This is a genomic window from Arthrobacter sp. efr-133-R2A-120, from assembly GCF_030209835.1.
Classification (GTDB): Bacteria; Actinomycetota; Actinomycetes; order Actinomycetales; family Micrococcaceae; genus Arthrobacter.
In genome coordinates this window covers 58,757-78,058 of sequence record NZ_JARVRF010000002.1, presented here as the reverse complement: position 1 = coordinate 78,058, position 19,302 = coordinate 58,757, and the positions used below count along the sequence as shown (strand labels likewise).

The following is a 19,302-nucleotide window of genomic DNA, read 5'->3' as shown; positions in this document are numbered from 1 at the left end:
ATATAGACGGACCCGTCCCGACAGGGCGAGTCACCATAGCACCGTGAAGTCGCCACCCTCGGCTAAGTCGGACCAGAACTCGACACGAAGCCGGGGCTCCTCGATGGTGCGACGGGCTTCGCCGAGGCACGCACGCCTGGCAGCCTGGGTAGCGGACCGGAGTCAGACCGGAACGTGTTCGGTCTGGGAAGCAACGGTCTGCGGCCTGCGGGCGGCATCACTTATCCGCAACAGCAGGGCGACGATGATCCAGTTGGCGAGGAGGGAGGACCCGCCCGCGGAGAGGAACGGCGTCGTCAGCCCTGTGAGGGGAATAAGGCGGGTGACGCCGCCGATAATGATGAAGCACTGAAGAGCCATGGAGAAGGCCAGCCCGCAGGCAAGGAGCTTCCCGAACGCATCCCGGATGCCCAGGGCGGCCCGGAATCCCCTCGTGAAAAGCAGCAAATAGAGGAGAACGATCGCGAACAGCCCGATCAGGCCAAGTTCTTCACCAAGGGAAGCGATGATCATGTCGCTGTTCGCGAATGGCACGAGGTCCGGGCTTCCGAGCCCGAGGCCTTTGCCGATCAGGCCGCCGTCGGCCATTCCGAAGAGGCCTTGGACAATCTGGGCGCTGCCTCCGGGGAAGCGGGTGAAGACCTGGGGGTCGAAAGCATTGATCCAGGCGTCAATGCGCAAGCCGACGTGGGAAAAGATCTTTGCTGCGGCGTATCCGCCCAAAAGCATGAGCACGACGCCGAGGACGAGCCAGCTGGCCCGGCTCGTGGCAACGTAGATCATCACGATGAACAGCCCGAACAGCAGTATGGACATGCCGAGATCGTGCTGGAAGACCAGTACGCCGACGCTCGCTGCCCAAGCGGTGATCATCGGGCCCGTGTCCTTGATCCTTGGGAACTGCAGGCGTCCGAATTTCCTGCCGGCCAGCAGGATTAAGTCCCGGTTGGAGGACAAATAGCCCGCGAAGAAGACGGCGAGCGTGATCTTCACGATCTCGCCGGGCTGGAACTGCAGGGAGCCGAGGCGTATCCAGACATTCGCGCCATTGATGTCGCCGGCCGAAATGCCCGGCACAAGGGGAAGGATAAGGAGGGCGGCGCTGATCGCAAGTGCAATGAAGGTATACCGGCGCAAAAGCCGGTGATCCTTCAAAAGCCACAAAACGGCGGCCGCGACCAGAACCGAGACGATCGTCCATGTGAGCTGATTAGCTCCCGCAGTCGTACCGTTCGAGGCATCCAAGCGTCGGATCATGGCGATGCCGAGGCCGTTCAAAGCCACCACAATCGGGAGGATCACCGGATCCGCATACCTTGCCTTGAACCGCAGGACAACGTGGAAGACCCCGGCCAGTGCCGTCAAGGCACCCGCCTGAAGCCAGAATCCAACGTCAAGGGCTTCCTTTTTGTCCACACTGGTCATTGCAAGGGCACCAATGCCGACGCCAAGGGCCAGCACCAAAAGCACCATTTCCACGTTTCGGCGAGGCTTCGCCAGAATCGCTTGCTGGCTCATGGGCATATTCCTTCGTGGATCTCGGGCGGCCGGGCGGGTCCGGTTCAGTGGCTCAAGATCGGGTCAGTGGCTCAACATAAGGTTCAGTGGGCCATCATAGCCGTAGGGGCTGGGTAGCGGTTGGGAACAGGACCCGGTCGATCAGCGGCCAGCTTCCGCAACGGGTTGTATCACCATGTCGTCAAGCTTTGGGAGGGCGTGCCCAAGCCGATGCGTGGCCTCGTTGACAGTTTCTTCCACCGCTGACAGGGGCGCGTTGGCGACGACGATGGTGGCGGCGCCTTGCAGGCGATGGCCGACCCAACGCAGTTGCAGCCGCGGCACGGAGAGAACGCCCGGTGTCATTTCCAATGCGGCCTTTGCGCTGTCCAGGAGTTCGGGCTCTATGCCGTCCATCAGCCGTCTTCCGATGCTGCGTACCGTACCCCAGAGCAGGACGATGATGGCCGCCGATATCAGCAGGCCCACAATCGGATCCGCCAACGGGAAGCCAAGCAGCACGCCGCCGGCCCCAAGCACCACCGCGAGCGAGGTGAATCCGTCAATGCGCGCATGCACGCCGTCGGCAACCAACGCAGCAGACCCGATCTGCCGGCCGACCCTGATCCTGTAGACGGCCACGATTTCATTGCCCGCAAAGCCGATGACTCCGGCCGCAAGAACCCACCACAGATTGTGCAGGGGTTGGGGATGGAACAGCCGATCGATGGATTGCCACGCGGCGACGACTGCCGAAAGCGCGACCACGCCGACGATGAACAGTCCGGCAAGATCTTCCGCCCGCCCGAATCCATAGTTGTAGCGGCGAGTTGCTGCGCGACGTCCCAAGATGAACGCAATCCATAATGGCACTGCGGTGAGCGCGTCCGAGAAGTTGTGGATGGTGTCGGCCAGCAACGCAACCGAGCCGCTGATGAGGACCACAAGAAACTGCAGGACCGTGGTGCCCAGGAGTATGAAAAGGCTGATCTTCAGCGCCCGGACGCCCTGTGTGCTGGACTCAAGGGCATCGTCGATTGAATCGGCGGCATCGTGGGTGTGTGGGACGAAAAGCTCATACAACCACCCCTTGAGACCCGAATGATGCTCGTGGTCGTGGTCGTGGTCGTGGTCGTGCACATGATGCTCGTGATGACCGACTTGCTGGTGACCGCTCATGCCGATTCCTGTTCCGCGCGGTGGTGTGCAGGGGTGCCGCCCAAGGCGTGTTCTGCTTGGAATATCGCATCCGCCACCAGTTGGCGGGCATGCTCGTTCTCCAGCCGGTACATGACCCTGGTTCCGTCCTGTCGCGTGGAAACCATTCTCGCCAAGCGCATTTTGGCAAGGTGCTGCGATACTGCCGCCGGCGACTTCCCTACGAGTTCCGCCAGCGCCCCGACGGCCATTTCGCCGTTCCGGAGCGCCAGGACGATCCGGACCCTCGTCGCATCAGCCAGCATCGCGAACACTTCCACAGCCAATTCAACGTATTGGCTGTCGACTCCCAGCGAGCAGGCATTCTTATCTGCATTCATACGCAGATTCTTTCACACAACCCGGCCAAACCCACATCGAGGACCCGGGACAGCGAACCGGAAGTCGACCAGACGCCACGGTCAGTAGGGTCTGAATGAAGTTCTCAATGCTCTCGCGGTGAACTCTCAGTGAACCCGCGGATACTATCCACAGCCTTGTGCACATTGGGTAAAACCACGGGTTCGAGGCGTGAGGGCCCGGTTATCACCTGAATGTCAGGGATCTTGGCTTCATGTGCATGGATGTCCACATGAATTGTCCACAGCTGTGGATAAAGTTACGCACTTCTGTGGAAAGAAGCTGGGCATCAGAGCCAAACTCCGGAGCTTCCCCGACGATGGCTGTGAAGCAGATGGGTATCGATCATGCCGATCGCCTCCATCAGCGCATACATGGTGGTGGGGCCTACGAAAGCGAAGCCCTTCTTCCGCAGGGCTTTGGACAGAGCAATCGACTCCGGCGATTGGGTAGCGACATCGGCAAAGGTGCGCGGTTCCGGCGTCGATTCCGGTTGGAACGACCACACGAAGTCCACCAACCCGCCTTCGCTCCGCAAGGCGATGGTGGCCTTGGCGTTGGTGATGGTTGCGCGGATCTTGAGGCGGTTGCGCACAATTCCCGAATCCTGCATCAGCCGTTCGACGTCCGCCTCCGTGAAAGCCGCGACGCTTTCAGGGTGGAAGTCCAGGAAAGCGGACCGGAATGCTTCGCGCTTGCGCAAGATAGTGGCCCAGGACAAGCCCGCTTGGAATCCCTCAAGGCTGATGCGCTCATACAGGCCCCGTTCGTCCCGTACCGGCATGCCCCACTCGTGGTCGTAGTACTCGCGCATGAGCGGGTCAACGGATGCCCAAGGCGGACGCGCAAGGCCGTCGTCGCCAATGATGGTGCCGTTCTCGGGCGGGTTCATAGCTGTTCCTCCACAGGAAGCCGGGCAGAAGCTGTTGTTGACATTGTGCCCCGGTCCTACGACATTCCAGTGACGCGCATGGTGATATTGATCCGCCCCCTCGGCAGCCCGCAGCCTTCAGGAGCCGTTCCGGGGAGCACTTTGGTGACGCCGTGGTACGCAAAACGGGATGCCCCTCCGAACACGAAGAGGTCTCCTGAGGAAAGTTCGACGTCGGTATACGGCTTGGTGCGCGTCTCCACGTTCCCGAAGCGGAAGACGCAACTGTCTCCGATGCTGATCGAGACGACGGGGGCCCGGGACTTTTCGTCCTTGTCCTGGTGCATCCCCATCTTGGCGGCCTCGTCGTAGAAATTCACCAGCACAGTGTCTGGCGTGTAGCCGGTGGCTTCGGCGGCGTCGCCGTAGGCCTCGAACAGTGCTTTGCGGCCCAGACGCACCATCCAATCGGGAAAGTCGAGGACCCGCCGGCCGTTGACGTCAAAGGCCTCGCGCGTGTATCTGTAGGGCTGCCAGTGCCAGCCGAGGCAGACCGTCCGGACGGACATCGGGTGCCCGCCTGGGAGGACGGCGGCACGCAAGGGGACGGGACCCCGCGTCCACTCATCGAAACGGGCCGCGATCCACTGCTGCTGCTCGAGGCTCAGCCAGCCCGGAACGTGCACCGCGCCGGGCGCGATCTCCCGTGGACCGGCGTCGGGCAAGTCCGGTAACTCAAGCGGAAACAGTGGTTCCGTCCACCCCGGGCTCATGCTGCCTCAAGAGCCAACAAGGCGCGCTTGGCTTCCGTGCCGCCGAGGTAGTTGCCAAACGATCCATCGGACTTCACCACCCGGTGGCAAGGAACAATCACTGGCAGCGGGTTGGTGGCGCAAGCAGTGCCTACGGCGCGCACGGCCCGCGGGCTTCCGGCCGCCAAGGCCACTTGCGCGTAGCTCTCCGTATGGCCGTAGGCGATCTGCGGCAAATGTTCCAGGACGCTGAGGCGGAAGCCGCGCGAAAGGCTGAAATCCAGGGGCAGGTCGAAGCGGTGCCGGGTTCCGGCAAAGTATTCGTCCAGCTCGCGGGCCGCGGGATCCAGGCGACTCGCTGAGAAGAGGATCCGCGGACTGAGCTTTTCCGCGAGCAGCTGCAATACGGCGTCGTGGTCTTCCACTTCGAACGCCACGCGCACCATGCCGCGTTCCGTGGCCGCGAGCAGCAGTTTGCCGATCGGGGAATCCACCGTGCGGTAGGCAATATCGAGGGTGTGCTGCTCCGCGGCTGCCGCTGCGAGGCGGTCGTGGAGCCGTTGCATGGCGCCCGGTTCGGCGGAATCGAGGGGTGCGAGGAGCTCGGAGACGTCCGGTTCGTCGTGATGGATGGTCATGGGGTTTCCTCTTTCACGTAGCTCATGGAGCTATCGACGAGAATGGTGCGCAGCGCCTTGACTCCGTCGGCTCCCGCGCGACGCGCGGCGTCGGGGGTTCCGCCGAGAAGCCCGGCGACGTCCTTGTAGGGGAGCCCGGCGAGGTAGTGGTACGCAACCGCCTGGCGCTGCTTCGGCGGAAGCTGCCCGACGGCGTCGAGCACCTCCCGGTGACCGTCGCCGGGGATGCCGAGTCCGGACGGTCGCACGGGCAGTTCATCCACGGGAACCGGCTGACGGGTCCTGGCGCGGACGATGTCGATGGATTTGCGGTGCGCGATGGTGACGAGCCACGCCTGGACGTTGGCGTTTGGAGGCAGTTCGGGGTAGGCCTTCAGTGCGGAGAGGAAAGTCTCGGACCAGCCGTCTTCCGCGTCGTGGGCGCCGAGAACCGCGCGGCACACTCGCAGGACCATGGGCCCGTGCTCCCGGACGACCAGCTCGAACGGCTTCTTGGGCTCCACTAGAAGAGCTTGCTTTCCTTCGCCGCCGCTGGTTCCTCGAGTTCCAGGAGGAACCGTTTGTTGTCGAGGCCGCCGGCGTATCCGGTGAGCTTCCCGTCGCTCCCCACAACCCGATGGCACGGGATGATGATACTCAGCGGATTGCGGCCAACCGCCGAGCCGACGGCCTGGGAAAGGTTGCGATCGCCCAGCTCGGTGGCCAATTCTCCGTAGCTGACGGTTTCCCCGTACGGAATTTCTTCCAGTCTTGCCCAGACCCGCTGCTGGAACGGATTCCCTGAAGCCTTGAAAGGGACGTCGAACACGGTCCGCTCGCCAGCCAGGTATTCGCCGAGCTCAACGGCAGTTTGCTGGAACAAGGGATCGTCAGCGGGGACGGCTTCACCGAAGAATTCCGAAGGCGGCATATGCCAATGACCCTCGAAGAAGATGCCGGTCAGCAGCCCGTCCCGGGCAGTCAGCGTGAGCTGGCCCAGTGGGGACTCAATAATGGTGTGCCTGGTGGTCATGTCTTGTAGACGCTGCAGGCGGCCGAAATGTGAGGTCGTCTCTTAGGAGCGCCAGCGCGTGGTCATCAGGAAGCCGACGATCGCGATGCCGAACCCTGCGACGATGTTCCAGGACGCCCATGCGGCTACGGGAAGTTGGCCGCTGGTGATGTAGAACGTGATGATCCACAGCAAGCCGATGATCATGAGACCGAACATGACGGGCTTGTACCAGACGGGGTTCGGCTTGTACTGCTGCGTGGTGGCCGCCTCGGTGGGGCGGGCGGCCCTCTTGCGGGGCTTGGACTCGGGCACGGATCCTCCTTGGCCGGCTGAATGAAAAGGCCACGCGCTAGCTTGATATCCTGCAGGAAGGAAAATTCCAGCGGTCAACGCGCACGCGGCAATTCCGGGGTTCGTACTAGCAGTCAAGTCTAGCCGGATTTCGGAGACTGCTCGTCGTCGGGCATCCGCGCCTGTTAAGAGGAGATCCAGTGGCGCAGCAGCAGACGCAGCAAGCCGCTGCCATGCCGGACGACGGCACGGGAACCGGCTCGGAGGGTCCCCGCCCCGGGGGGCACAGGCCGCGCCCGGCGAGGCGCAAGGGCCGGCCAAGCACGGGCGACATTGTGCGTAAGGTCGTGCAGATCGTAGGCGAACTCCTCCTCACCGCGGGACTTATCCTGTTGCTCTTTGTGGCGTGGGAGCTGTGGTGGACCAACGTCGAAGCTGACGCGAAGCAAAGCCAGGCCGTCCAGGGATTCGCGAAGAGTTTTGCGGGACCTGTGGCACCTGTTGCCCCTGCCAACCCTGCTGGACCGCCCAACTACGGCAAGCCCGTGGTTGCCCAGGCTCCCGAGCACGGCGGCATGATCGGCATCATGTACATTCCGCGATTCGGCCCGGATTATTCGCGGCCCATCATCGAGGGAACCGGTTCCGACATCCTGGACACGCTGGGCCTGGGCCACTACGGGACCACCAGCATGCCCGGAGCCCCGGGCAATTTTGCCGTCGCCGGACATCGTCAGACGCATGGCGCTGTACTGGACAACATCCACCTCCTGGTTCCGGGCGACAAAATCTACGTGCAGACCAAAGACGGTTACTACACGTACGTTTTCCGCAACAACCAGATCGTGCTGCCCTCGCGAACCGACGTCCTTCTTCCGGTCCCCACACAGCCCGGTGCGACGCCCACCGAAAGCTACCTGACCATGACCAGCTGCAATCCGCGCTTTGGTGCGCAAGAACGCATCATCGCGTACTCCTTGCTGGAAAGCTGGCAACCGGCATCCGCCGGGCCACCACAGGAGATCGCCAAGCAAGTCGCCCAGACGGCCGGAAAGGGCTAAGCCATGTACGGATGGATCTTCCGCCACCTCCCGGGACCCCTGTGGGTGCGTATCCTGACATCAGCGGCCCTCGTCGCATGCGCGCTTGCCCTGATGGTCCAGTTCCTCTTCCCCTGGATGTCACAGTTCACTACCCTCACCGACTCAACGATTGGTTCAGCACAGCAGCCATGAGCACAACAAAAATCCTCGTCGTGGATAACTACGACAGCTTCGTCTACACCTTGGTCGGTTACCTGCAGGAACTCGGTGCGGAAACCACAGTGGTCCGGAACGACGACGTCACTCTCGCCGAAGCGATCGAGCTGGCGGACGCGCGCGACGGCGTGCTGATCTCTCCCGGTCCCGGCACCCCTGCCGAAGCCGGTGTCTGCATTGAGCTGATCAAGTGGTGCGGAGACAACAACAAGCCGATGTTCGGGGTCTGCCTGGGGCACCAGGCGCTGGCCGAGGCCTACGGCGGAACCGTCACGCATGCCCCGGAGCTGATGCACGGCAAGACATCACCTGTGCAGCATGAAGGCAAGAGCGTTTTCGCCGGGCTGCCCTCGCCGGTGACGGCCACCCGCTACCACTCCCTGGCGGCCGTCCGGGAAAGCATTCCCGACGTACTGGAAATCACCGCCGAAACCGCCAGCGGGGTTGTCATGGGCCTGCAGCACCGTTCGGCGCCGCTGTGCGGAGTGCAGTTCCACCCGGAATCGGTACTCACCGAAGGTGGCTACCTCATGCTCGGGAACTGGCTTGAATCACTGGGGATGTCCGGGGCGGCCGCCCGTGCGGCCACCCTTAGCCCCTTGATCCAGCGCTAGCCGCCTAATCCGCCGAAGCCTCCGCCGTGGGTGTCGCTAGGAGACGGCGTGGGCGTCGGAGTGGGACTCGGGGACGGGGCGGGAGCCTTAGCGACAATCACGCTGATGGTCTTGCCCTGCTCCACAAGGGAATTGAAAGCATCGCCCTGGCTCGTCACCTTTCCGGGAGCTACCTGCGAATTCTCCTGTTCGGTGACCGCCATGGCCAGGCCGTTCGCTTTGAGGAGCGCTTCGGCATCGGCCACACTCAAACCAACGAGTTGAGGCACGGATACCTTGCCTGTGGACACCACCAAGTCAACGGTGCTGCCCACGCCTACTACAGCCCCGGAAGCCGGCTTGGTGCTGATGACGGAGCCTGCGGGAACCGTGGCACTATTGGCCAAGGTACTTGACCCGCCCACGAGGCCAGCCTGACGCAGGAGGTCGCGGGCCGCGGCTTCGGTGAGTCCGTTCAAGCCTGCCGGGACAGTCACCGAGACTGGCCCATCTGAAACGTTCAGCAGGACTTGCGATTTCGGCGCCACTTGGGACCCCACGCCGGGGTCGGTGCTGATCACCGTCCCCTTCGGGACCTTGTCATCCGGGACATGGTGCGACTCGGGGCTGAGATTGGCGCCGTACAGCGTCTGCAACGCCGTGGCCTCGCTCATGCCGGCGACCGCCGGTACCGCGATCAACGCCGGCGGAGCCGGCTTCTGGTTCACCGTGCTGTACACCCAGAATCCACCGCCGGCCAAGACCAGCAGCACTAAAATAACCACCACCGCGGTCCACGCACGACGGCGGGACTTCTGCCGGGCGGTCCGCTCGCGTTCAGGGGCGAAACCAAGCGGCATGGCGCCGTCGTTGTCCGGTTCAGGTTCCGGTTCACCGGCCTGCAGGGCCAGCATCGTGTCCTGGTCGCCGGCGTCATGGCCATTGCCCGACCCCCCGGTCAGGGTGCTGTCCAGGAACTCGGCACCTGTCAGGCCGCGCGCCAAGCCACCCTCGGGAATCTGCTGCGTCGACGGCACGACGTCCTGGACGTCTGTGGGAGTTCCGGCGGCAAAGGCCGGGACTGCCACGCCGTTCTTGGCCGCACGCAAGGCGCGGCGGAAGGCAGCCGCATCCTGGAAACGGTCGGCGCGATTCTTCTGCAGGCCCTTGGCGAGGACGCTGTCCAGTGCCTCCGAAACGGCCGGATTGAACGTGCTGGCGGGCTCCGGGACCTCGCGGACGTGCTGGTAGGCCACCGAGACAGGACTGTCGCCCGTGAACGGAGGGCGTGATGTGAGCATTTCAAACAGTAAGCACGCCGCAGAGTACAGATCGCTGCGGGCATCCACAGTCTCGCCGAGGGCCTGCTCGGGTGAAAGGTACTGGGCAGTGCCAACCACGGCCTGCGTCTGGGTCATGGTTGCCGCGGAATCCGCCATCGCCCGGGCGATTCCGAAATCCATGACCTTCACGTCGTTTGACTCCCCGGTCACCATGACGTTGGCCGGCTTGATATCGCGATGGACGATCCCGGCCTTGTGGCTGTACTCCAGCGCGGCCAGGACGCCAAGGATGAACTCGATGGCTTGATCGATGTCCAGTTCCTTGGCGCGGATCAGATCGCGGAGAGTCCGGCCGGACACGTATTCCATGACGATGTAAGGGACCCGAACGTCCTCGCCCGGGCCGCCGGACACGGTGTACTCGCCGGTGTCGTAGATAGCTACGATCGAGGAGTGGTTCAGGGCCGCCACAGCCTGAGCCTCGCGCTTGAAACGGGCATGGAACTGCGGATCGCGGGCGAGATCGGCACGGAGCAGCTTCACTGCCACGGTTCGTCCGAGCACAGTGTCAGTGCCCTTGTAGACATCGGCCATGCCGCCACGGCCGAGCAATTCACCGAGTTCGTACCGCCCGTTGAGGACGCGCTGGGATGTCATGGGAGTGCTGTCCTCTCTGTGGGCAGGTGTGGAGCGACCGGTTGGCATGGTGTCCTATTTGCCGGGTGTAGCAGACGAAGACGGGGCCGACTTTGACAGGTGATAGGTCACGACGGACCCCGAAGGTACTTTCTGCCCGGCCGCGGGATCGGAACTGACGAAAGTTCCCGGCGCTTGGCCGGTCGCTCCATCAACGGGGGCTCCAGTGACCCAGCGCAGGCCGGCGCCTTCGATGGCGGCCTGCACCTGTGATTCGGCGGCGCCCTGGCCGATGGTCGGCACAGTAACCATCTGCGGTCCCTTGGAATAGCTGACCGTGATGGTTGATCCCTTGGCCACGGGACCCGAAGGATTGATATCGATGACGGTGCCGGGCGTGGACGGATCAAAGACCTGGACACCGCTGACAACGAGGCCGAGTGCATTGAGGTCCGAGCGCACCTTGTCGTACGGCTGTCCCTTGTACTGCTCCGGTATCAGGTTGATGGCCTCGGCGGTGGTCGTGGTGGGTGTCGGAGTGGCTGATGTCTCCGTGGGGCTCGGGCTTGCCGAGGTTGGCGGTGCGCTGGAACTCTGGACCGGCGCGCTTGTAGTGGCCGGTGCTGGATTGCTCGGCGAGAACAGCCCGGACTGGGTCAGGATCGCACCCACAAAGGCAAGCAGCACGAGCACGATGAGTGCGATGAGCGGCCATGTCCACGGGCTGCGTTTCTTCCGCGGCGGCTCCTCCTGGTACTCCTCTTCCTCATGGATGTACTGGTTGTGCGCGTCGGCCTGATCCAAACTGCGCTCGGCAGCCAAGGCATTGGCGCGGGCAAGAGCGTTTCCGCCTTCGGCTGCAGCCCCTACGGCTGCGGCTCCCGCTGCCGCGGCGCCGATCACCGGGAGCGCCGACGTCGACGTCGAACGCGCTTCCCTGCCGTACGGCGAGGCTACGATCCCGGTGGGTGCGGTGGCGATGTCGGTAGGAGCAGTGATGGGGCCCGTGGCGGACTCGAAGAGCAACATTCCCGGTACGGCGGCGTGCGCCGTGGAAATATCGCCCGCGCGGATCGCTTCTGCGGCTTCGGCCAGCTTGATGGCATCCGCGGGACGGTTCTTCGGATCCTTGGCGAGCATGGACATCAGCAGGGCGCGTACTGGAGTGGGCAGGCTTTCAGGCAGCGGGGGCGGAGCGTCGTTGACCTGGGCCAGCGCAATGGCGATCTGGGATTCACCGGAGAACGGACGATGCCCCGTGAGGCACTCATAACCGATAACCCCGAGGGAATATATGTCCGAGGCGCCCGTGGCCGTTTGCCCCGTGGCTTGCTCAGGAGCCAGGTATTGGGCAGTACCCATGACCTGCCCGGTCTGCGTGAGTGGAACTTGGTCTGCCAAGCGGGCGATACCGAAGTCGGTGACCTTGACGCGGAAGTCCGGCGTGATCAGGAGGTTTCCCGGTTTGATGTCCCGGTGCACCAGGCCCTGGGCATGCGCGGGAGCCAGTGCCCGGGCGGTCTGGGAAATGATGGACAGGGTGCGGTCCGGCGAAAGTACCTGCTCATGTTCCAGGATGCTGCTCAGCGGCTGACCTGGCACCAATTCCATGACGAGGTAGGCGGAGCCGTCTTCCTCTCCATAGTCGAAGACGTTGGCGATCCCCACGTGATTGAGCAACGCGGTGTGACGGGCCTCGGCGCGGAACCGTTGGAGGAACCCGGGATCACCCGTATATTCCTCTTTGAGTACCTTGATGGCGACGATCCGGCCAAGGATCTGGTCCTTTGCCCTCCAGACCTCTCCCATGCCGCCAATTGCAATGCGACTGGTCAGCTGGAACCTGCCGCCGAGGGTGATTCCTGACGTAGGCCTCACTTGTTCAACACCGCCTCAAAAATCTTCTTCGCGTTCGGACTGGTTAGCTTTGCGCCGGTAGACACATCAACACCTTCCATGACAATGGTGACGGCTACCTGCGGGTCGTTGGCCGGGGCAAACCCGGTAAACCATGAGTTGTTCAAGCCTGAATCGCCGAGTTGCGCCGTACCGGTCTTGCCGGCCACCTGGACTCCCGGTACCGCGGCACCGCTCGCAATTCCCTGGGATACGACGTCGGTCATCCACTGTGTGATCTGGCTGGCGATATCAGGCGTCGTGGAAGTGCGCAGCGCCTCGGGCTTGGGCTCGCTGATCACACGGAGGTCAGGTGCCCGCACAGTCTTGATGAGGTTCGGCTTCATCTGGACGCCATTATTGGCGATAGCGGCGGTCATCATCGCGATCTGCAGCGGAGTGGCCTTGACATCACGCTGGCCGACGGCGGACTGGGCGAGCGCTGCCTGGTCCAGATTCTTGGGGAAGATACTGATCCCGGTCTGAAGCTTGAGCTGGTCCCCAAAATCCTGTCCGAAGCCGAACTTTCCGGCCTGGTCCGCGATGGCTTTCTGGCCCAGGTCCAAGGCGATGCTGGCGAAGGGCGTGTTGCATGATTGCTCCAAGGCGAAAGCGAAATCGGCCGTGTTGCGGGTTGAGCAGTTCCCGCCGGCGTAGTTGGGCAGCGATGCGCTCGAACCGGGCAAGGGCAGGCTGCTCGGGTTCGGCAAAACGCTGTCCTTGTTGTACTTTCCGGAGCTCAATGCAGCCGCGGTGTCGACGAGCTTGAACACGGAACCGGGGGCCAGCAGCTCACCGGTGGGTCCGCTCACCGACTGGTTGAGGTCGATCCCGGGGACTTGGTTGATTTGGTCGTAACTGGCCTTTTCCTTGGCGGGATCGTGCGTTGCGATCAAGTTGGGGTCATAGGACGGCTTGGAAACCATGGCGATGATGGCGCCCGTCTTAGGGTTGGTGACGACGATCGAGCCACGCTGACCATCAGGGATGAGGTCGTAGGCGAGCTTCTGGATCGCGGGATCGAGGGTCAATTCCACCGAAGCCCCCTTCGGCTGGCTGCCGAGGAAAATCTGGCTCACACGGTCCAGGAAGAGTTGGTCTGAGCTTCCGGCCAGCTCATCCCGGAGCTGCTGCTCAAGCCCGGTGGACCCATAGGTCCTGGAGAAGTAGCCCGTGATCCCTGCGTAGAGCTCCGGCTGGGCATAACTGCGCTGGTACTTGCAGGTCTCGTCCCCGGCAATGGACTCGGCGATTGGCTTGCCGCCCACGATGATCGCACCCCGGTCGTTGCAGTAGTTCGCCAGGACGGCGCGCTGGTTCCACGGATTGTCATTGAGGTCGCCCGCGCCGATGACCTGGACATAGCTGATTGCGCCAAAAAGTAGGGCGAACATGGCAACGGCTGCCATCCAGGCATTGCGTATGGAATGGTTCATGAGGTCTGCACCGCCTCGGTGGGGGCATGGGTAACGGGCGTAGTGTCCACCGGGCCGCGCGCGGTGTTCGAAATCATCAGCAGCAAACCCACGATGATCCAGTTGGCAAGCAAAGAGGAACCGCCCGCTGCGAGGAAGGGAGTAGTGAGCCCCGTCAACGGGATCAACCGGGTGACGCCGCCGATCACCACGAAGCACTGCAACGCGATGGCAAAGGACAAGCCGCAAGCCAAGAGCTTGCCGAACGCGTCCCGGGCGCCAAGAGCTGCGCGGAACCCCCGGGTGAAGAGCAGCATGTAGAGCATCACGACGGCAAAGAGACCAATCAGTCCCAGCTCCTCACCGATGAGGGCTACGATCATGTCGCTGTTGGCAAAAGGCACCAGATCCGGCCTGCCTTGTCCGAGCCCCGTGCCCACAAGTCCGCCATCGGCCATGCCGAAGAGGCCTTGGACGATCTGTCCGCTGCCGCCCGGGGACCTGTCGAAGACTTCCGGGGTGAACGCGTTCCACCAGCTGTCCAGGCGGAACGCGACGTGCGAGAAGAACCTGGACGCCAGGAATCCGCCACCGAGGATCAGCGCGACGCCGATGACCACCCAGCTGATTCGGCTCGTCGCCACGTAGATGATGACGATGAACAAGCCGAAGAAGAGGATGGAGGTGCCGAGGTCCCGTTGGAAGACGAGGATGCCGATACTCACGAGCCAAGCCGTGATCATGGGGCCAAGATCCTTGAAGCGCGGCAATTGCATGGGGCCGATTTTGCGGCCTGCAAGCAGGATGAGGTCCCGGTTGGAGGAAAGATAACCTGCGAAGAATATAGCCAGGGTGATCTTCGCGATTTCGCCTGGCTGGAAAGTCATGGGGCCGAGCCGGATCCAGACGCTGGCGCCCAGCACTTCCCCGGCGGAGATGCCGGGAACGAGTGGCAATACAAGGAGGACTGCGCTGGCCGCGAGCGAGATAAAGGTGAAGCGGCGGAGGAGTCGGTGGTCCTTCACGAACCAGACCACAGCGATTGACACGGCCATGGCAAGGAGCGTCCAGCGCAACTGGTTGTTGCCTGTGTCCTCGCCTGGCTGGTCCATGCGGTGGATCAGGGCCAGTCCCAAGCCGTTGAGGGCAACAACGATCGGAAGCATGATCGGATCGGCATATTTTGCGCGGAACCTGAGGATCATGTGGAAAGCGAATGAGGCCACGATCAAGAGACTCGATTGGAACCAGAAATCACTGTCGAAAGCGGCCGCGCTATTGAGCCCGACCATGGCGCTGGCGCCGATTCCCACAGCGAGGGCAAGGATCAGCAGGACGAGCTCGACATTGCGGCGCGGCTTGGGTGTGGTTATGGCCAGAATCATGGGGACACCGCGCACGTAGGGACAGGCGTGGACGTGGGTGACGATGTTGGAGGGTTCGAAGGACTTGGGCTTGCCGGCGTGGGGCTTGCCGCGTGGGTGGGACTTGCCGTCGGCTTTGCTGTGCCTGTAGGGCAATTGACCGGCAGCCCGGTGGTGCCCTTCTCCTGCAGGTTTTTCACAATCTGCTGGGCATCGGCGAGATCCCGCGCCGGTACGGTCTGGCGAACGACTTGTTGTGTGAATTCAGGCAAAGAGTCCATGCGGATGTTCGTCGTGGCCTCCACTTTCGAGAGCTGGAAAGGGCCAAGGCTCTGTGAGATGCCGTTGAAAATCGCGACGTGCTGGTTGAATTCACCGACGTAGTATCGTGTCTGCGTCCACGCATACCCGAGCCACAGTCCGGCGATCACAAAAATGGCCAGGACCGCGGCGATAGCCGGCGTCAACCAGCGCCGCTTCGGGGCGACGAGCGGCTGTGGATCCTGGCGGTCCTGTTCAGCCTTGTGGGTCAGCACGGTGGCTGCCCGGCGTGCAACGCTGCGTCCGGCGACGGTGGGGATCGAGCCCGTTTCCGCCGCGGTTGCGGCAGCACCGACCAGTTCGTGCGGACGGCTTGCAAGCTCTTCGCGGAGGATCTCCGCCGACAGGTGTTCGCCCAAGTGTGGGTCTGTCGCCGTCGGAGGCTCAGTTGTCCCGGCGGGCTTTGCGGGACCTGTCGCTCCAGGCTCCGCCGCGGCGGTGGGCTTTACTCCTGCGGCGGAAGGCCCGGCGTCGGACGTTGTTTCCGGTGGCGTGACCCGACCGGCGGCGGGGCTGTTGGCCCCGGATTCCTTGGCCGGGGCTTTCGCATCGCTGCTGTGCTCGTCCGTGCTCGGTGCGGCCTTTCCCGCGTCGGCCGCTTTCGGGGGTGTCGGCGCGGACTGGACGACGTCGACGGCGGCCGTGCTGAGGTCGCCGGTCTCTTCCACGATTTCCAACAGGACCACGGTGACGTTATCCGGGGCACCGTTGGCGAGCGTGAGCTCAACGAGGAGCTCGGCGCATTCGGCGAGGTCCTTGGTTTCGCGGACCACTTGCTCCACGACGGCCCCTTGGACGTAGTTCAGGCCATCGGAGCAAAGGAGCCAGCGTTCGCCCGGTTCGACGTCGAGCTCGTCCAGGTCCAGTTCGGGGCTGGCGTCCACGTCGCCCAGAACGCGCATGAGGACGTTCTTGTGCGGGTGGGTTTCGGCTTCCTCGGGGCGCAGCCGGCCTTCGTCGATCAGCCTCTGGACGAAAGTGTGGTCCACGCTGATTTGCTCGAATTTGCCATTGCGCAGGCGGTAGGCGCGGGAATCACCGATGTGCGCGAAGTGCAGCCGCCTGCCTTCGAGCAGCAGGGCGGTGACGGTGGTACCCATGCCTGCGAGCTTCGGGTCCACATGGACAAGCTCGGAGAGGAGGGAATTGGCGGTCTGGATTTCATCTGCCAGGACTGTTTCCGCGCCGTCCGGGTAGGAATCGTGATCGAGGTGGATCATGTCCAGCACAGTGGAGGCCGAGGCGACGTCCCCGCCCGCATGCCCGCCCATGCCGTCAGCGACAACGGCAAGATGCCGGCCGGCATACGCGGAGTCGTCGTTCTTCGAGCGGACACGACCGACGTCGGATCGCGCCGCGTAGCGCATGATCAGGGGAAGTTCCGGAGGCAGTGACTTGCCCTCGGAGGCTTGGGGGGAAGCCATGGGCTACGCCCTCAATTCGATGACCGTCTTGCCGATCCTCACGGGGACGCCAAGCTCCACCGGCAGGGCGCGGGTCAATTGCTGGTCGGCGAGGTAGGTGCCGTTCGTGGAGCCGAGGTCTTCGATGAACCATCGGCTGCCTTGGGGGAACAGGCGCGCGTGCCTGCCCGAAGCGTAATCATCCTCGAGGACCAACGTGGCCTCTTGTGCGCGGCCCAGCAGAATGGGGCTCGCGGCCAGAGGAAGCGTGGTCCCCTTGAGCGGTCCCTCGACGACGACGAGCTGGTGCGCTTGCTGCTTCACTGGCTGGGGTGGCGCGGGGGCGAGTTCAGGATGCTTGCGTACTTCGCGCGCCGTCGGAGTTCCCATGGCCGCTTTGCGGCCGATCACGAGATCGCGACGCATGGTCGAGACGATGCTGAAGATCAGTACCCACAGCAACAGGAGGAAGCCGAAGCGGAGCGCGGTGATTGTCAGTTCGCTGATGTCGCTCACGGGCGCCCACCAGAGGGCTGGGGGAGAAGTCTGAAAATGATCTTGGTCCGTCCCATGGTGATGGTGGATCCGTCAGTAAGTTCCACACTGCCGTCCACTTTGTGGCCGTTGACGTAACTTCCGTTGGTGGAACCGAGGTCGACGGCGCGGATGATCCCGTTCGCCGTCTGGATTTCCAAGTGCTTGCGCGAAACGCCGGTATCGTCCACCAGGATGTCGGCCTCGGACGACCTGCCCAGCACCACGGAAGGTGCATTGAGGGAATAGCGCTGTCCGCCAATGTCCAGGACAGGCTGGAGCCTTGTGGGCTCGCGGCTCGGCGCGGCGGGGACAACGGGCCGAGGGGCAGCGGGCGCGGCAGCCCCGTTGGATTTCTCAGTGCTGGACGTGATTTCGAAGTGGCCTTCGCGCTGGGCTTCGTCGTGACGGAAGGAGATCCGTACGGGACCCTGCAGGATGTAACCTTGGCTGCGCACGTGCTGGATGACCACGTCGCACAGTTCTTCGGCCAAGGGGGTTCCCCAGTCCTGGGCGCGAGCGAAGTCTTCATTGCTCAAGAGGACGTCGAAGACGTTGGGAGCCAAGGTACGGCCGGCCGAAATGGTGATGGACTTATTGTCCAGTTCACGGCGAAGCTTGCTGGCTATCTCCACCGGTTCCACCCGCGCCCGCGAACCGGTAGAGAAGACGCCGCGGACGGCCTTTTCGATGCCACGTTCAACCCTGTCGAGCAAGCCCATGGTCCTTCTCCTTCCGTTTCGTTGACTCTGCAGTATCAGTAGCCAAGACGAATCCCCGCAGTGGCCGGAGCGCACGCAAGAAGCCTGTCTTCAACCCCGATACTACTGGGCAAGACTGTGAAAGGCCTTATTCCACAACGCCTGGAACGCCGGAAAAGTTCGCCTGCCTGCGTCATTTCGGGACGCTTCCTGCGCGATTTCCGCATCATGTGGGGACCGCCAATCCGCGGCATCCCGGGGTTTTACGGCCCAGTCCTTGGCCGATTGGCGTTTTCAACGCGTTGTCCGTTATGCTTGATCTCGCTGCTTTCGCAGGGGTGAGGCCGGGGAAACCTGGTGCGGCCCGGGCGAAGGAAGTTGCGCGCGAGTGGCGGAACGGCAGACGCGCTGGCTTCAGGTGCCAGTATCCGAAAGGGTGTGGGGGTTCAAATCCCCCCTCGCGCACGCAATTCAAGGAACCCCGGTCTCTGACCGGGGTTCCTTTGTTTAACTCCCTCGTAACTCCCAACTGACTCGCATTTGTTGTCGTTTTGGCGGCTCATAACGACAACAAATGCGAGTGAGTTGGGCTACCCGCGCAGCGCCCCGAGCCCGGTGATCAGCGCATCCAGGCCCATGCTGAACGCGAGGTCGGACGGGTAGTTGTTCCGCTCGGGCCCCAGGCTGCGGACCGCCGACGTGAAGTGCGGTGTGGAGTCGGCCAAGCGGCCTGAATCGAAAATGTCCGCCGGCGCGTTCGCGTCGAAAGCGGCGCCGAAGATATAGGCCTCGAGGGCCACGATGCTTGGGATGATCTGCTTTTCCGGGAAACCCGCGCGGAGGAATCCCTCCGTGACGGCTTCGTACATGGCGAGCGTCTGGGGCGCGTCGGTCACGGGAAGAACCGCGATCACCGAGATCAGCGGAGTGTGCCTCGCGAAAATGCCGCGGTATGAATAAGCCCATTGCCGGACGGCATCCTCCCAGGGCAGCGTGCTGAAACCGCCGAAGTCGACCTTCGACATCAGGTCCTCTTCGACGAGCTTGAGGACTTCATCCTTGGAGGACACGTGGTTGTAGAGGGCCGACGGCGCCACACCCAGGGAGCGCGCGAGTGCGGCCATGGTGAGGCCGTCGTAGCCCTTCTTGCTGATCAGTTCCAGCGCAGCTGCAGTGATGCCGTCCTGGTCCAGGACCGCCGCCATTGGCCGACCTGCCCTGCGGCGCGCTTTGGTCTCGCCGGGAGCGGGGGTGGGTTCAGGCATCGCTGACCTTTCTGGAGACTGTGTCACAGCAT

At 63.2% G+C, this 19,302-nt stretch carries 20 protein-coding genes and 1 tRNA gene; 4 read left to right on the top strand and 17 right to left on the bottom strand.

Features of this window, described 5'->3' with window-relative positions; translation table 11 throughout:
* Positions 1-162 precede the first annotated feature (162 nt).
* The 9 genes from QRN52_RS01225 to QRN52_RS01185 form a co-directional block, all read right to left on the bottom strand.
* On the bottom strand, positions 163-1,518 hold the full coding sequence (locus QRN52_RS01225; RefSeq protein WP_284750990.1) for an FtsW/RodA/SpoVE family cell cycle protein: 1,356 nt from the start codon (positions 1,516-1,518) through the stop codon (positions 163-165).
* 141 nt (positions 1,519-1,659) lie between these two features.
* On the bottom strand, positions 1,660-2,676 hold the full coding sequence (locus QRN52_RS01220) for a cation diffusion facilitator family transporter (RefSeq protein WP_284750989.1): 1,017 nt from the start codon (positions 2,674-2,676) through the stop codon (positions 1,660-1,662).
* Positions 2,673-3,035: an ArsR/SmtB family transcription factor gene (locus tag QRN52_RS01215; protein ID WP_284750988.1), complete on the bottom strand. Its 363-nt coding sequence runs from the start codon at positions 3,033-3,035 to the stop codon at positions 2,673-2,675. The genes QRN52_RS01220 and QRN52_RS01215 overlap by 4 nt, the downstream gene beginning before the upstream one ends.
* Positions 3,036-3,343: 308 nt before the next feature.
* Positions 3,344-3,946: a DNA-3-methyladenine glycosylase I gene (locus QRN52_RS01210; protein ID WP_284750987.1), complete on the bottom strand. Its 603-nt coding sequence runs from the start codon at positions 3,944-3,946 to the stop codon at positions 3,344-3,346.
* Positions 3,947-4,002: 56 nt separating this feature from the next.
* Positions 4,003-4,698 carry an alpha-ketoglutarate-dependent dioxygenase AlkB family protein gene (locus QRN52_RS01205; protein ID WP_284750986.1) on the bottom strand — a complete coding sequence of 232 codons (696 nt, stop codon included), beginning with the start codon at positions 4,696-4,698 and terminating at the stop codon, positions 4,003-4,005.
* Entirely contained in the window at positions 4,695-5,315 is a 621-nt protein-coding gene (locus QRN52_RS01200) for a methylated-DNA--[protein]-cysteine S-methyltransferase (RefSeq protein ID WP_284750985.1), read from the bottom strand. Before QRN52_RS01200 ends, QRN52_RS01205 begins: the two co-directional genes overlap by 4 nt.
* Positions 5,312-5,818: an RNA polymerase sigma factor gene (locus QRN52_RS01195; protein ID WP_284750984.1), complete on the bottom strand. Its 507-nt coding sequence runs from the start codon at positions 5,816-5,818 to the stop codon at positions 5,312-5,314. The genes QRN52_RS01200 and QRN52_RS01195 overlap by 4 nt, the downstream gene beginning before the upstream one ends.
* A complete protein-coding gene (locus tag QRN52_RS01190) occupies positions 5,818-6,327 on the bottom strand; it encodes a methylated-DNA--[protein]-cysteine S-methyltransferase (RefSeq protein ID WP_284750983.1) in 510 nt (169 codons plus the stop codon). The genes QRN52_RS01195 and QRN52_RS01190 overlap by 1 nt, the downstream gene beginning before the upstream one ends.
* A 42-nt stretch (positions 6,328-6,369) precedes the next feature.
* The gene (locus QRN52_RS01185) at positions 6,370-6,621 is read right to left on the bottom strand and encodes a cell division protein CrgA (RefSeq protein WP_284750982.1); all 252 of its coding nucleotides are present in this window, start codon (positions 6,619-6,621) and stop codon (positions 6,370-6,372) included.
* 179 nt (positions 6,622-6,800) lie between these two features.
* On the opposite strand from QRN52_RS01185, the gene QRN52_RS01180 reads away from it, so the two are divergent.
* From QRN52_RS01180 to QRN52_RS01170, 3 genes are read left to right on the top strand one after another with little or no spacing between them, the layout of a single operon-like run.
* Positions 6,801-7,661, top strand: coding sequence for a class E sortase (locus QRN52_RS01180; RefSeq protein ID WP_390281527.1), 861 nt, complete (start codon positions 6,801-6,803; stop codon positions 7,659-7,661).
* A 3-nt stretch (positions 7,662-7,664) separates the two neighbouring features.
* Complete coding sequence (locus QRN52_RS01175) at positions 7,665-7,835, top strand: hypothetical protein (RefSeq protein ID WP_284750981.1); 171 nt, start codon at positions 7,665-7,667, stop codon at positions 7,833-7,835.
* The gene (locus QRN52_RS01170) at positions 7,832-8,473 is read left to right on the top strand and encodes an aminodeoxychorismate/anthranilate synthase component II (protein ID WP_284750980.1); all 642 of its coding nucleotides are present in this window, start codon (positions 7,832-7,834) and stop codon (positions 8,471-8,473) included. The genes QRN52_RS01175 and QRN52_RS01170 overlap by 4 nt, the downstream gene beginning before the upstream one ends.
* Here QRN52_RS01170 and pknB read toward each other — a convergent pair.
* Genes pknB through QRN52_RS01135 form a run of 7 tightly spaced genes read right to left on the bottom strand, consistent with a single transcriptional unit; the run spans position 8,470 to position 18,026 of the window.
* The gene (gene pknB, locus QRN52_RS01165; protein WP_460455308.1) at positions 8,470-10,440 is read right to left on the bottom strand and encodes a Stk1 family PASTA domain-containing Ser/Thr kinase; all 1,971 of its coding nucleotides are present in this window, start codon (positions 10,438-10,440) and stop codon (positions 8,470-8,472) included. The two genes, QRN52_RS01170 and pknB, sit on opposite strands and share 4 nt — an antisense overlap.
* 6 nt (positions 10,441-10,446) lie before the next feature.
* Positions 10,447-12,249, bottom strand: coding sequence for a protein kinase domain-containing protein (locus tag QRN52_RS01160; RefSeq protein ID WP_284750978.1), 1,803 nt, complete (start codon positions 12,247-12,249; stop codon positions 10,447-10,449).
* On the bottom strand, positions 12,246-13,703 hold the full coding sequence (locus QRN52_RS01155; protein WP_284750977.1) for a penicillin-binding transpeptidase domain-containing protein: 1,458 nt from the start codon (positions 13,701-13,703) through the stop codon (positions 12,246-12,248). The genes QRN52_RS01160 and QRN52_RS01155 overlap by 4 nt, the downstream gene beginning before the upstream one ends.
* Positions 13,700-15,067, bottom strand: a complete 1,368-nt coding sequence (locus QRN52_RS01150) for an FtsW/RodA/SpoVE family cell cycle protein (protein WP_284750976.1) — start codon at positions 15,065-15,067, stop codon at positions 13,700-13,702. The genes QRN52_RS01155 and QRN52_RS01150 overlap by 4 nt, the downstream gene beginning before the upstream one ends.
* Complete coding sequence (locus QRN52_RS01145; protein WP_284750975.1) at positions 15,064-16,791, bottom strand: PP2C family protein-serine/threonine phosphatase; 1,728 nt, start codon at positions 16,789-16,791, stop codon at positions 15,064-15,066. The genes QRN52_RS01150 and QRN52_RS01145 overlap by 4 nt, the downstream gene beginning before the upstream one ends.
* A 3-nt stretch (positions 16,792-16,794) precedes the next feature.
* A complete protein-coding gene (locus QRN52_RS01140) occupies positions 16,795-17,277 on the bottom strand; it encodes an FHA domain-containing protein FhaB/FipA (RefSeq protein ID WP_284751097.1) in 483 nt (160 codons plus the stop codon).
* Between the two features lie 5 nt (positions 17,278-17,282).
* On the bottom strand, positions 17,283-18,026 hold the full coding sequence (locus tag QRN52_RS01135; RefSeq protein ID WP_284750974.1) for an FHA domain-containing protein: 744 nt from the start codon (positions 18,024-18,026) through the stop codon (positions 17,283-17,285).
* Positions 18,027-18,387: 361 nt separating this feature from the next.
* Between QRN52_RS01135 and QRN52_RS01130 the strand changes: the two genes are divergently transcribed.
* A tRNA-Leu gene (locus QRN52_RS01130) sits at positions 18,388-18,470 on the top strand.
* A gap of 125 nt (positions 18,471-18,595) precedes the next feature.
* Here QRN52_RS01130 and QRN52_RS01125 read toward each other — a convergent pair.
* Positions 18,596-19,270 carry a TetR/AcrR family transcriptional regulator gene (locus tag QRN52_RS01125; RefSeq protein WP_284750973.1) on the bottom strand — a complete coding sequence of 225 codons (675 nt, stop codon included), beginning with the start codon at positions 19,268-19,270 and terminating at the stop codon, positions 18,596-18,598.
* Positions 19,271-19,302 lie beyond the last annotated feature (32 nt).